The 12833-nt window shown below is 42.7% G+C and carries 13 protein-coding genes; 12 read left to right on the top strand and 1 reads right to left on the bottom strand.

Going from position 1 to position 12833, the window contains the following annotated elements; translation table 11 throughout:
• Positions 1–57 precede the first annotated feature (57 nt).
• Entirely contained in the window at positions 58–312 is a 255-nt protein-coding gene (locus ICL16_RS20095) for a hypothetical protein (protein WP_190831152.1), read from the bottom strand.
• 55 nt (positions 313–367) lie between these two features.
• Here ICL16_RS20095 and ICL16_RS20090 point away from each other — a divergent pair, with 55 nt between their 5' ends.
• From ICL16_RS20090 to ICL16_RS20035, 12 genes are all read left to right on the top strand, one after another.
• On the top strand, positions 368–775 hold the full coding sequence (locus tag ICL16_RS20090) for a plasmid mobilization protein (protein WP_190831150.1): 408 nt from the start codon (positions 368–370) through the stop codon (positions 773–775).
• Positions 750–1673 (top strand): relaxase/mobilization nuclease domain-containing protein, encoded by a 924-nt coding sequence (locus tag ICL16_RS20085; RefSeq protein WP_190831148.1) that lies wholly within the window; start codon positions 750–752, stop codon positions 1671–1673. Before ICL16_RS20090 ends, ICL16_RS20085 begins: the two co-directional genes overlap by 26 nt.
• Complete coding sequence (locus ICL16_RS20080) at positions 1670–2071, top strand: hypothetical protein (protein ID WP_190831146.1); 402 nt, start codon at positions 1670–1672, stop codon at positions 2069–2071. The genes ICL16_RS20085 and ICL16_RS20080 overlap by 4 nt, the downstream gene beginning before the upstream one ends.
• Positions 2072–2074: 3 nt before the next feature.
• On the top strand, positions 2075–3322 hold the full coding sequence (locus ICL16_RS20075) for a hypothetical protein (protein WP_190831144.1): 1248 nt from the start codon (positions 2075–2077) through the stop codon (positions 3320–3322).
• The gene (locus tag ICL16_RS20070; RefSeq protein WP_190831142.1) at positions 3322–4893 is read left to right on the top strand and encodes a type IV secretion system DNA-binding domain-containing protein; all 1572 of its coding nucleotides are present in this window, start codon (positions 3322–3324) and stop codon (positions 4891–4893) included. The genes ICL16_RS20075 and ICL16_RS20070 overlap by 1 nt, the downstream gene beginning before the upstream one ends.
• 14 nt (positions 4894–4907) lie before the next feature.
• Complete coding sequence (locus ICL16_RS20065; protein ID WP_190831133.1) at positions 4908–5366, top strand: hypothetical protein; 459 nt, start codon at positions 4908–4910, stop codon at positions 5364–5366.
• 708 nt (positions 5367–6074) lie between these two features.
• Entirely contained in the window at positions 6075–6473 is a 399-nt protein-coding gene (locus ICL16_RS20060) for a hypothetical protein (protein ID WP_190831130.1), read from the top strand.
• Between the two features lie 114 nt (positions 6474–6587).
• A complete protein-coding gene (locus tag ICL16_RS20055; RefSeq protein WP_202895630.1) occupies positions 6588–6773 on the top strand; it encodes a hypothetical protein in 186 nt (61 codons plus the stop codon).
• Positions 6774–6804: 31 nt separating this feature from the next.
• Complete coding sequence (locus ICL16_RS20050; protein ID WP_190831127.1) at positions 6805–7284, top strand: hypothetical protein; 480 nt, start codon at positions 6805–6807, stop codon at positions 7282–7284.
• A 3-nt stretch (positions 7285–7287) separates the two neighbouring features.
• On the top strand, positions 7288–8115 hold the full coding sequence (locus tag ICL16_RS20045) for a GUN4 domain-containing protein (RefSeq protein WP_190831124.1): 828 nt from the start codon (positions 7288–7290) through the stop codon (positions 8113–8115).
• A gap of 25 nt (positions 8116–8140) precedes the next feature.
• Entirely contained in the window at positions 8141–12136 is a 3996-nt protein-coding gene (locus ICL16_RS20040; RefSeq protein WP_190831120.1) for a VWA domain-containing protein, read from the top strand.
• A 137-nt stretch (positions 12137–12273) separates the two neighbouring features.
• A partial coding sequence (locus ICL16_RS20035) for a hypothetical protein (protein ID WP_202895629.1) occupies positions 12274–12833 on the top strand: 560 nt, incomplete at its 3' end.

Here is a 12833-nt window from a genome sequence, read left to right as displayed (position 1 = left end):
TCGTTTAGTCATCATATTTACTTCAAAACCTAATAGCTATACTCTGATTCACGCCCGTTACTCCATAAGGGGAATCCCAGAGTTGCCCTCATGAGTGGTAGCCCCCAAACTACCGCGTTTCCCCCAGGGAGTGGGTAGCCCTCGGATCTCGGAGTCGTCCCCGCGTCCTGGGTAGTCCCAGGACAGTCGCATTGCTCCCCCGTCCTGGGTAGTTCGAGTCCTCTCGTCTCCGGTGGGGTGGGTGGGGAGCAAGCCATGCCCTTTGGCTATGCCAATCCGTCGCTGACGCTCGGCACGGGCAGGCTTGTCCAAGGGGAGTACCCCTTGGAGAACCCCCAGTCGAATGCATCATTAACCTTCTAGATTTATGCCAAAAAAATGCTTGTCTTCTGCCACAAAAAGAACACACAACTATTCAGTACACTTGAGCGATATCGAACTAGACTGGCTACGCATAAAAGCGAAGGATGCGGGAATGCCAGCTAGTGAATTAATAAGGCGCTTAACTTTGGGGAAACCACTCCCCAAGCGACTTAGCAAAATATCCCTTGCCACATACCAGGAGTTGGGACGCATCGGGAATAACCTTAACCAATTAACTAAAGCAACCAACACCGCCATCAAAGTGGGGTACTCGCCACCAGTAGATCCAAAACTATTGGAGGAACTTTTGGACTTACTACACCAGTGCAGGCGACAACTAGCTTGTGTGGATGTTTTGGACGACTTTGAGTCGGAGGAACCAGAGGATGATTGGGAAGCAGAAGAAGGGTAGGGGATTTAGGGGATTGCTGGACTATCTCGAATCCAGTCCAGGTTCTCGGTTAATTGGTGGCAACATGAGCGGACGGAACGCCAGAGAGTTAGCACGAGAATTTAAACTCTCTCGCCAGCTTAACCCAGATGTTGAGCGAGCAGTCTATCACGTCAGTTTATCAGCAGCCAAGAGCGATCGCCTGGATGATGAGCAGTGGTGCGAGATTGCTGACAAGTACATGGAGCAGATGGGCTTTGAATCCAACCAGTTCGCCACCTACCGCCACAACAACACTGACGACGACCACATCCATATTGTAGCTAGTCGCATTAGGCTGGATACTGCAAAGGTGGTACATGATGGGTGGGACTATGTGCGCTCCGAGAAGGTACTACGAGAACTTGAAAAAGAGTACGGACTAACTCAAGTACAGGGTAGCCGTGAGAAACAAGCCCGTCGAGTCAGTACAGGACAAACCCGCCGCATGATGCGCGAACAGTCTGAGTACGAAAATGGCAATCGCTCCTCACCACCAGAACTGCCCATTAAGGTGAAACTCCAGCAAGCGATTGATGATGCAGTACAGGATAAACCACCAATGCCACTGATGATAGCCCGGTTGCAACTACAAGGGATTGAAGTACGCTCCGGATTTACGCGCACTGGTAAGTCAAAGGGCATCAGCTTTCAGATGCAGTCACAAGCATTTAGCGGCACCCACTTGGGACCTGGGTACACCTTCAATGGACTGAAGGAAAGGACGGAGTATGAACCCCAACGCGACGATCCGCGCATACAACAACTAATCGCTAACCCAAACCTAGCCCAACAAATGCTTGAAAGATATCTCACTCAACAGCAACAACAGCAACAGCAGACACAACAACAACGTAAGTCAAGAGGAATCGAGCGATGACGCAACTACTACCAGAAGAACAAGCGCTAATTGTACGTAAACTACCACCCCAGTCAGCACAACTGCGGTACAAATATCCCAATGCAATTTGGAATGCTGCTGATTGTTGGAATGATGCTCCACTGCCAGCTAACTATAAACCAAATCGCATTGAAATCTACTACGCCGACCAAGCCTTACAACCACACATCCACTTTGAAAATGACTCGGTGCAGTACATCAACTTACCAGCTGACATAGGGCAATCCCAGGTGATTCAAGTTTGGGTAGATGGAAAATGCTCCTATGTGGAAGTGTCGGGACAAATCATCCTCAATAAACTTGGTGGCGTGCAACTGCCTCAACCCAAGGTAACTGCCAGCACGATCGCCAATAGTATGCACCAAACGAGGAATTAAAGTATGTCACGTTATTTGGACAAGGAGCAGCAGGAACGATTTGACCGCATCATCAATGATTTTGCTTCTCAGTTTGATTCGTCTCAGTCCGGATTAACCGTAAAAGTGGGGACAACCACAGTCTACCGCACTGGTGTAGAAAACAAGCCAAATATCGACCGGATCAAACCATTCGAGTTGGAAAAACTGGAAGCAGCAGTCAATCTCACAGAATCAGCTAAAGGTACAGTAGAAATTGCACTCTACACACCAGCAATTGAAGAAGTATTTCGCTATGAGAATGGTGACATTCGCAGCATCAACAAGCAACGAGCCAATGGGCGAACCAAAGAAACAGAAGAAGACCCACTACAAGCACAACTGCTAAACCAGCGACCAACCATCCAACCACAAGCAGAACCACAGCAAGAGTTCGACACCCAATCACCCACGCAAGACCCAGAAAACCAACAAGCCAATAACCAAATCTACTTGGATAAAGAGTTTGGCTATCTCAGTACTGACTACTACCTGCGAGATGCATCCCCCATATTTGGAGAATGGGCGAAACAGTTCACCCCCAATGGCATTCACCTAATGAGCCAGATGGGACTAGATTGGCAATACTTTGCTGACAAATACGAGAGCCAAAAAGCAGCACAGCCAGCACTAGCGCCAGCAGCAGAACTGCCACAACTTCCACCAGGACAAGAGCAACCAACAATCGACATTCAAGCCCAGACGATCGCGCAGACTGACCCCACAATATTCAACCAACAACTGGTTGAAACTCTCGCCCAGATGCAGCAGCAGATTGCTGACATCCAAAAGCAGTTGGAGTCGATGCAGAAGCAGCAGGCAGAACGCCTAGAACAAGCCCCCAAACCACAGGAGAATCGACTAACCAAATGGATGGATGGCATTAAAGAGAATTTCTCCACAAAAGCCCAGGAGATTGGTGACGCCATCAAGGGAGGAATTGACTACTTCAAGGACACTACCCGTGAACTGGTGGGTGCAGGACTGGAAGCAACAACCAAACTGGCAGTAGACCTAGTGGGCGATCGCCAATCGGATGGCAGCAAGTTACTGGCAACAGGCAATATCGAATATCGGCTCCAGGGGCAGCAACTATCGGCACAGTCACAACAGCAGGATTGGGCGAACCTATCGCTACAGGAACGACTGCAGGCAATTCGTACCCAGTACGGTATCACCCAGCCTAGCCCAGGAGAGAAACAACAGCAACAGTATCAAGAAAGGAGTCGGTGATGTTTGATAAAGAAGCAACACAATTTGATGCTACAGGTTTAATTAAAATTGGCATTGGCTTGGCAGCAGGGCTTGTAGCTTATCAGGTGGCAAAGTTCTTTGGTCCATTGTTCCCGCTGCTGTTAATTACTGCTTGGTGGTTGCCACGTCGAGGGGAATACCCCGTAAAAGTGGCAGCAATAACAACAGCCATCTTTCTTTTACTAGCAGCAAGCTTGGGGTGGGGTGGAGTGTGGCGGTTGAACTTGATTGTGGGTGCTGCCTTTGTGCTAATCCCCCAGGTGCTAACAGACAAGGTACTACGAGGTACTACACTAGCCACAGCCAAAGAACTCCAACGCCAGCTAGTAACCAAAGAAACCCAACTGCTCAAACCACAAGGGAAGCAACCCATCACCCCAAAGCTTGAAATTGGTGGAATTGTACTACCCAACTACTTGGAGAACTTATCATTCGGCTTTTTTGGTGCCCCAGGATCGGGAAAGTCTCAATCCATCCTACAAGTGCTGCACACCTTACGCCAGCGTGAAGATTGGCGAGTTATCGTGCTAGACCGCAATGGAGAATTGATGGAGAAGCTTTACTCAGAAGGCGATGTCATCTTTAATCCGAGGGATGCTCGCAGTGTTGGGTGGAGCCATCGGTCAGAGGGGGCGCAGTTCAGCACAATTGCAGCAGGACTCATACCAGATGACCCCAAAGAGCGATTCTTTAGTGATGCAGCCAAGAATCTCATAGCCGATGTATACGAGCGTACATACTCTAATACCGAGGTTTGGGAGGTACTTACTCGCTTTAGTTTGGAGCAACTGAAGGATTTTCTTGCTGGCACGGTATCCATGAGGTATTTTGAGGGCGAATCGGGCAACACCGCAGGGAGCGTACTGGCGACGGCAATCAACCAACTCCGTTTCTATCAGTACTTAACCAAATGTCCAGCACCAGCAGACTTTAGTTTTAGCAAATGGGGCAGGGATGATGATGATCGGTGGATATTCCTCCCGCTGTTCGAGGATGACGCCGAAGCATTCAAACCACTAGTAACCACTTGCTTTGAACTGATGCTTAGGGGACTGCTCAGTAATGAGAACCGACGACTGAAGACAGCCCTGGTGATTGATGAATTGGGCGCACTCTCCCAACTGAAAAGCTTGCCCAGGCTACTATCCGAAAGCAGGAAGTTTGGCGGTAGTGCCTTCATTGGGACCCAGACTACGGCACAGATGGAAGAAATTTATGGGGAGAGGGGAGCCAGGATTATTCTTCAAGGTGTGGCCACCAAGCTAATCCTTAACATTCGGGATGGAGCTACGGCAGAACAATTCTCCAAAATGATTGGCGTGCAGGAGAGGATTGATGTTACCGTCTCTAAAAACTATAGCCAGAACAATGACGGTGGGATCAGCCAAAGCGAGCAGATTAGGGAGACAGCAGCAGTACTGCCTAGTGAACTGCAAAACCTACCACCCCTAGAAGGCTACCTGTGCATTGCGGATGGCTCATCACCAGCACGGGTAAGAGTCACGCCAAAGAGTTATCCAACTAGAAACGACAGATTTGAACCATTATAAACAATAGTATAAATATGATACGCAAACTACTTTTTGGCGCTTGTATCGGTGGTTTGATTATCGGTCAAGTCTACGAAGCCCCACTTGAGCAGCAAGCTAAAGAAGCAAAACTGTGGCAAAATACACAATCATCTAACGACACTACACGCGCACGGGCAGAAGGTGAACTGCTCAAACTAGCTAAAAATAAAGGCATTAGCAATAGTTCGGAGGCAGAAGCCATCTACAAACAAATCCTGGCAATCAACCCCAACTCAGCCCCAGCTCACACTCGACTGGCTGAAATCCAACTCAAACGCTGGAGTACCACCAAAAACCCTATAGATAAGGAATCTGGGCTAAATCACCTTAGCAAAGCCAAGGAGCTTTACAAGCAGTACAAGGTTGACTTTTACGTCCAAAAACTTGAAAAAGTGGAAGCCCAAGTCAACAAAGGAACACCAGGCTACGCTTGGGACTTCCCCCAGTTGTGACACTTCGCACGACCCCGAATTGGTCTACTGGTTGCACAGTCGGGCTTCCGCCCACCCCCTGGACTCCCTTGGATGCCACTTGCTGACCGAGCGCCGAACTTTGATCCTGAGTCAGCAGCCAAGATTGTCGCGGCGCTCAGTCACCGCTGGCGCTGCAAGTGGCTCAACAGGGGTTGGCAGCACTCCGCACATTCTGGAAGCCAATGCTGTACATCCGTGTTACGCGGCATTGGCAACTCTAATTGTACAGGCGCATTCCACATAAATGCCCTTATGTCGTTCTAGAAATTCTTCTTAAACAACAACAACAATGATGTTTTGGCAGCCTTAAAGCATCGTTGTTTAATTATAAGTTCGGTCATTTTAACGACGTAAGCGAAGTACGTGAAAAGTGAGAGTGAGAGCGCTCTGACATATTTAGATGAATGTTTACACTTATGACGGCGTATCACTCCCCTTTCAACAGATGCTGACTGAGTATCCAAAGAGATGCTTAAGTCCGAGTTGTGAAAAACATAAACAACGTAAAATCCTTACCCAGAGTATATGTTGTGAACGTTGTGAACGACATAAATGCCCCTTCGTGTAATGCTACATCACTCACAAATCGAAACTTAAGCCTATAAACTTTTTATCTCGATTACGGAATTTAGAACAGAAACCATGTGGTATATAAGTAAATAAAATGCCACGCTTACGAGGTAGTACATGGAGCCACTAACTGCTGGGGCGATCGCCTTTCTATATCTGCTAATGGATAAAACACTAGATAAAACAGGCTATGCTATTATAGACCAAGCCTTTGAACAAGGCGGTAAGTTGCTGCAACTGCTGAAGCGTAAGTCACCAGAAACTGGAAGTGCTATAGAACGGGTTGCACAACATCCAGAATTAGCCCAACAGCGGCCAGATGATTATGGTGAAGCAGTTTTGGTGGAAAAGGTAGAGAAAGAAGCTTATGCAGATCCAGAAATTAGAGCATATGTGGAAGCTTTGGCACAAACGGTAAAGTCCCAGCCGCAAATTAATAAAGTGATTGAGAATTGGAAGGGAATAAATATTAAAGGTGGAACTGATACTATTACTGGTAATACCTTCCAATTTTGACTACAATCGCCCGAATGGGAACGGGTAAAATTAAATCCCCCAAATAATATTCCGTTTCAAGGGTCTGCCAACTTTGTTGGAAGGCAGCATGAACTGACTCTACTGCATAAAAAGTTGCAGCAAGATGCAGTAGCAATTTCTGCTGTTGCTGGTATGGGTGGTGTCGGCAAAACTGAATTAGCAACGCAATATGCACGTCAACATGAAGCCGATTATCTTGGTGGTATTTGCTGGTTAACTGCCAGAGAATCGAATTTGGCAGCAGCAATAGTGCAGCTACAGGCTTTGGTAAAGAAATAGTTCACTGGTGAGAAAAGGGGAGAAGTTTTTGATGAGCGATCGCCAAAGGTTAGCAGATTTAGAGGAACTCTTGGATCTGCTGTATGAAAAACTAGGCTCTTTTGAAAGTGATTTGATAGTAACCGCTAGCACTCCTGCCAAGTTTGAGCTGAGACAGCGGATTAAACGAGAGATTGTCCCTGATATTCGGAGATACGAAGCAGAATACTGGGAGCTTTATCCAAGAGAAGCGATTGTCATCTCTGAGGAGGAAGCTGAAACTCAACTTGTTCAAGTAGCGCAGGCTGTTAAGTGCATTCAGCACATCCCCTCTACCTCCTACCCCCCGCAACTAGTTTTTCTACTACAAGACATCCGAGCTAAGTTGGAAGATTTGGACAAGCCCGCCTCAGCCAAGTTGAAAGTAGTTCTGCCACTGATTCCAGCGATCGCCTCTTATGAACTGGAGATGGATACAGAGGGATTCATGTACAAAACCTGGTCCGTAATCAAGCGACTGGTTAGGAGATAAAGAGTGTTACACAAAGACCTAGAAGACGTGCTGAGGGATTGGCAAAAAAAACTTGTCCGCTATGAGCGTGAACTCTGTATCAATGCCAGTTTAACTCAGAAAATTGAATATGAAGAGAGAATAAAGGAATGTCAGGAAGAAATAAAGAGACTGAGGCAAGAAATAAGCAAAATTTCCGAGCTAGAGATTTCCATCCCAATTATTAGTCACTTAACACCTCAACTACTGGGAAAGAACTATCTAGAAGATATTCACCCTCCTATTTCTGAACCTGTCTCCCAACAAAAAAGCCAACCAACTCCTGTATCTTCCCCTCAATACAAAAGCGATAAAGTTGCTCCGTTTCCTCAAGAAGAAGTTAACTATGCACCTCTACGTGATCTCTTAGCAGCAGAAAATTGGAAAGAGGCTGACCAAGAAACCATGAAGATCATGCTCGAAATCGCTGACAGAGAAGAAAGTGGGTGGTTGCAAAAAAAAGATATTCAAAAGTTCTCTGACGAAACTCTCAACACCATAAACAAACTCTGGATACATCACAGCAAAGGTCAATTTGGCTTTAGTGTACAGGCAAAAATTTGGCTTGAATGTAAGGGCGAACCGGGGAAGTTTAATTATACAACATATGAAAAGAAATTTTGTGTTTGCACTAACTGGTGTGTCAACGGAAACTGGCTAAAAAGGTATGATAATTTTAAATTTTCCCTTGATGCTAACAAGGGACATCTCCCTTCTTTAAGCTTTCCCGATATTAATAATCAAGAAATTTCCTGGAAGACTTGGAAAGAAACTTTTGAATATCTTCTACCTCGGTTGTTTACTTGTTTATAAACTCTAAAAATAGAATCAGAAAATCATGAAAAAAAAACAGATTCCTGGAAAATTAACAATTTTAGTACTTTTAGTAACCATAATCCCCTTAATTATTACAAATAAATCTCAAACACAAACCTTAGTAGTAGAAAAATCTCCAATCTTAGTATTGAATGAATATCCCACTAGAGCCATATCCTTAAACACAAGCTTCTATAGTCTAACTCCTCAGCTAATAACAATACCTATAAGAAGATATTCCGTACCCATTATTGTTGCACAAATTTCAGTTGGTACGATCGCAACAATTATCTTGATAGGTGGTGTGATTCTAATTGCAGTAATAATCGCAGTTACTATCGGAGCAAAACTTTATATCTGGATTGATAACAATGAAATTGGGATTGTCAACAAGAAATTTACTATTAACCCTTCTCTTCGGCTCCCTCCTGGACGAATAATTGCTCTTAATGGAGAACCCGGTATTCAAGCCAAACCTCTCTACCCCGGAATACATTGGGGATATGGCTCTTGGATGTACACCATTACTAAAGTACCAGTTATCGAGATTGGTATAGAAGAAATTGGGTTAGTAGAGGCAAAAGATGGTGAACCTCTAAAACCCGGACAAACTTTTGGAGAAGTAGTTGAGTGCAAAGACTTCCAAAATATCCAAGCATTTTTTGACAATAAAGGTCAGAAAGGTAAGCAGCGAGCAATTTTGACCACTGGTACTTATCGAATTAACACGGAAATGTTCAGCATTCGCAAAGCATCAGTAACTAAAATTCAACCAGACGAAATAGGACTTGTAGAAGCGAAAGATGGTCTTCCTCTAAAACTAGGTAGAAATTTTGGTACGAGAGTTAATTGCAAATATTTTCAAGATACACAGGCCTTTTTCGCTCAAGGTGGTAACGTAGGGAAACAAATTGACATACTACCACCAAATACTTACCAGATTAATACCGACTTATTTCAGGTTCGTAAAGTCTCAATAACTAATATTGGTTCAGAAGAAATTGGATTAGTAGAAGCGAAAGATGGAGCTTCTCCCAAACCAGGAGAAAGCTTTGGTAAAGTTGTTGATTGTGATAATTTTCAAGATGGGAATGAGTTTCTGAGAAAAGGTGGTCAGAAAGGAAAGCAGCGTGCTATTTTAACGGCTGGAAATTATCGGATTAACACAGATTTATTTAGTATTCGTAAAGTTCCTATTACTGAGATTGCTACTGATGAAATAGGATTGGTAGAAGCCACAGATGGAAAGCCAATAACACAAGGACAAAGTTTTGCCAAAATTGTTGAATGTAATTGCTTTCAAGATGCTCAAGCATTTTTTGATCGGGGTGGTCAAGCTGGTAAACAACTTGCCATTCTGAGAACAGGAAAATATTACATTAATACAGATATATTTAAGATTCGGAAAATCTCTGCTATTGAAATTTTCTCCGGAGAATTTGGGTTAGTAGAGGCCAAATATGGAGAACCACTGTTATCAGGAAAAAACTTTGCCAAAACAGTTGAGTGTAGTGATTTTCAAGATGCTAAGGCATTTTTAGAAAATGGTGGTCAAGCTGGTAAACAGCTTGCTGTTCTTAGAGAAGGTAAATACTATATTAACACTGAGCTATTTAACATTCGTAAATTCCCAAGAATTAGGATTCCTAAAGGAGAAATTGGATTAGTGGTAGCCAACGATGGTGCTGCTATGTCATCAGAACAAATATTAGGCAGGGTTGTGGAATGTAATAGCTTTCAGAATGCTCAAGCATTTTTACAAAATGGCGGTCAAAAAGGTAAGCAACTTGCCATCCTTACATCTGGTGACTACGATATCAATACTGATATATTTACCGTAATTACTACTGCCAATGCCCAAAAATATGGTGAAAATCCAGAAAAATTAAAGGTTTATAAAATCAAGTCAGAGCGGATTGGAATTGTCACCACAAAAATTGGAAAAACACTTCCCCAAGAGGAAATAGCAGGCTCAAAAATTGAAGGACATTACAATTACCAAGATGGGCAAAAGTTCATTGATTTAGGAGGATACAAAGGCTTACAAGAAGAAGTTCTCTTAGAAGGAGAATGGAATTTTAATCCTTGGTTTGTTGAGGTTGAGCAAGTACCAATAACTAAAATTGAGCATGAAGAAGTCGGAGTAGTTATCTCTGCTATTGGTAAAAAATATCATAAAGAGAATGATAACAAAAATACATCTTTAGATAAGAGTGAGTCTCTATATCAGTTAGTCGATTCTGGATATAAAGGAGTTGAGAACATACCTCTGACTGCTGGTCAGTATGCCATTAATACTAGAGTTAAAACTGTTAAGCTAGTTCCAACTACCCAAATTATACTTAACTGGTCAGACGAGACAAAAGATCCTTTAAATTACGATGCAAAATTGAGTACATTGAAGCTAACTTCATACGATGGTTATGAATTTAAGGTTCAGTTTACCCAAATTATTCGTATTGCACCAGAAAATGCTCCTAAGATGATTTGTCTAATTGGATCTCAGTCATCAGAAGACCCAACGTCAACAGTTAAAAATAATTTAAATAGCAATAGTTCTGGAACAGTTAAGAGATATCAAGCAATTAGAAATCTTGTTACTCGTGTCTTAACCAAAGTAGTTTCTGGCCATTTTCAGCAAGCCGCTACTGGTAAAACAGCAATGGAGTTTCAAGATGACAAAAATGGTTGTGAAAAAGAGGCGAGGGACTATATAAATAACGTTCTTGAAGAGATTGGCGTTGAAGGACGTGGTACTTATATTGAAAAGATTGATCTACCGGAACACTTGGATAAATTTAGGCAAGAAGGTGCAGAAGCTCAATTAGAGCATGATTTAGTTCAGAAACAACAAGTTACTGAAATAGCACGCCGAAAATTGCTTGAAGAACAAACAAGAACACAAGCTCAAGCACAGTTCATTGATGCTCAAGCAAGGTTTGAAATCGAGCAAATGGATATTCAAATTAACCTTGAAAGAGAAACTGCAAAAGCAAAAGCAGATCAGCAACATTTAGAAACACGTCGCCAAGAAAAAGAGATTGAAACCTCAAATCAAGAAAGAATTATTCAAATGCAGATTAAGGCTTTTCGTGACAGAGTTGAAGTTCTCAGTCCCGCCTTTTATGCCCACATAGAATCACAAGGAAAATGGGCTGAAGCATTCGGTCAAATACAAATAACTTACCCACAAATTATGATGGGTGGTGATAATAGCTCTGGAAATCCATTATCAAATACTTTTCAGTTATTGCAGTTAGAGCATTTAGATGCATTTAGAAATCGATTAAATCTAGGAACCCCTATACAACAACTTCCCATCCAACAACCTACAGGCGTATTTCCTGCAAGTAACCAACAAATAAGTTTACCGACAGAATCTATTCAACCTCGTATTCCAGTGGTGCTCCTTCTCGATACATCTATTTCTATGTCTGGTGAAAGAATTAATCACTTAAATGCAGGAATTACTACCTTTAAACGAGAATTTGAACCTAATAGTAATGTATCCCAATGTGTAGAGTTAGCCATCATAGCCTGTAATAGTAATGGGCGGCGAGTTCAAGAATTCGTAAATATGGATAAATTTGTGCCCTCACCACTCAAAGCAGAAGGAATAACTACGGTAGGTAAGGGAATTGAATTAGCACTAAATGAAATACAAAGCTACCAGAGAAACTACGATAAGAAAAAAATTCAGCATCGCAAACCTTGGTTATTTTTAATTATTGGTAGTTCCCCTACAGATGATTTACAAAATGCAGCTCAGCGTGTCAAAAATCTTGTTGAAGCAAACCAACTCAATTTTTTTGTAGTGGGAGTTCAAGGCGCAGATATGATTAGCCTCAGACAAGTTACTCCTTCTAATACAAAACCCCTAATGCTTGATGGCTTAAAATTTCGGGAACTATTCTACTGGCTTGCTGACTATCTCAAAAAAGTTTCTAGTAGCCAAGCAGGTACTCCTATTCAGCCTCTTCCTATTACAGATTGGGCGCAGAAAGATGAAAGCTATTAGCTATAAAATGCTTCCTAGAGCCAGACGGTATGAGTAGCTTGCTTCAATCTAATAGTAAGCCAAACCAAAAAATGCTTCGATTCATAGATTGGATTAAGGCACTTTTTGAGAAAAATAAAATATAAAGTCTTTATCTAATGAAAAGTTCTAGCAATTTCCTTCAACCTAGCCGATCATTCTTCCTCTTATTTTACATTGGAGGCATAATTTTTAGTATTCCTTTAGGTGTCTTGATTATTTTTTTTGCAAAGGAACTAAGTTTGGTTCTCTTGGTTTTAAGTACAGCCCATATGTTTATTTTAATATATTTAGGATGGAAAGCTAAATCACCCACTTTCAAATTTTATGCAGGAGAGCGTATACAAACTGCTGGTTACTTACATACTTTAATTGGTTTTTTTGTTGCTATTGGTTTGTTGGGCACAGGAAAAATTGCAATTAGCAGCTTAAAAGATTTAAGTGAAATGCTTGTGGCAATTGCAAGTGCATTACTCTCAAGTATTATTGGCTGGTCATTTGGTGCTGAAATAGCTTACAAGGAAGATACTTCAGTAGATAAGATAGAGCAAGCCATAGGGAAAATAGCAGAAGCATTCCAAAATCTAGAAAATAAACGAGTCAGTACACTACAAGATCATCTCCAAGAATTGCTAGAAATTGATCGCCAGCGAAATCAAGTGTTAGACGAACAACTCAA

Source organism: Iningainema tapete BLCC-T55, from assembly GCF_014698965.1.
Taxonomy (GTDB): Bacteria; Cyanobacteriota; Cyanobacteriia; order Cyanobacteriales; family Nostocaceae; genus Iningainema; species Iningainema tapete.
The sequence above is the reverse complement of the archived record's forward strand: the minus strand, read 5'-3'. Positions and strand labels throughout refer to the sequence as shown.

What these genes read in the sequence shown, in the direction of transcription:
- ICL16_RS20090 (WP_190831150.1), top strand. Translation starts at nt 368, where the DNA reads ATGCCAAAAAAATGCTTGTCTTCTGCCACAAAAAGAACACACAACTAT.
- ICL16_RS20085 (WP_190831148.1), top strand. Translation starts at nt 750, where the DNA reads ATGATTGGGAAGCAGAAGAAGGGTAGGGGATTTAGGGGATTGCTGGAC.
- ICL16_RS20080 (WP_190831146.1), top strand. Translation starts at nt 1,670, where the DNA reads ATGACGCAACTACTACCAGAAGAACAAGCGCTAATTGTACGTAAACTA.
- ICL16_RS20075 (WP_190831144.1), top strand. Translation starts at nt 2,075, where the DNA reads ATGTCACGTTATTTGGACAAGGAGCAGCAGGAACGATTTGACCGCATC.
- ICL16_RS20070 (WP_190831142.1), top strand. Translation starts at nt 3,322, where the DNA reads ATGTTTGATAAAGAAGCAACACAATTTGATGCTACAGGTTTAATTAAA.
- ICL16_RS20065 (WP_190831133.1), top strand. Translation starts at nt 4,908, where the DNA reads ATGATACGCAAACTACTTTTTGGCGCTTGTATCGGTGGTTTGATTATC.
- ICL16_RS20060 (WP_190831130.1), top strand. Translation starts at nt 6,075, where the DNA reads ATGGAGCCACTAACTGCTGGGGCGATCGCCTTTCTATATCTGCTAATG.
- ICL16_RS20050 (WP_190831127.1), top strand. Translation starts at nt 6,805, where the DNA reads ATGAGCGATCGCCAAAGGTTAGCAGATTTAGAGGAACTCTTGGATCTG.
- ICL16_RS20040 (WP_190831120.1), top strand. Translation starts at nt 8,141, where the DNA reads ATGAAAAAAAAACAGATTCCTGGAAAATTAACAATTTTAGTACTTTTA.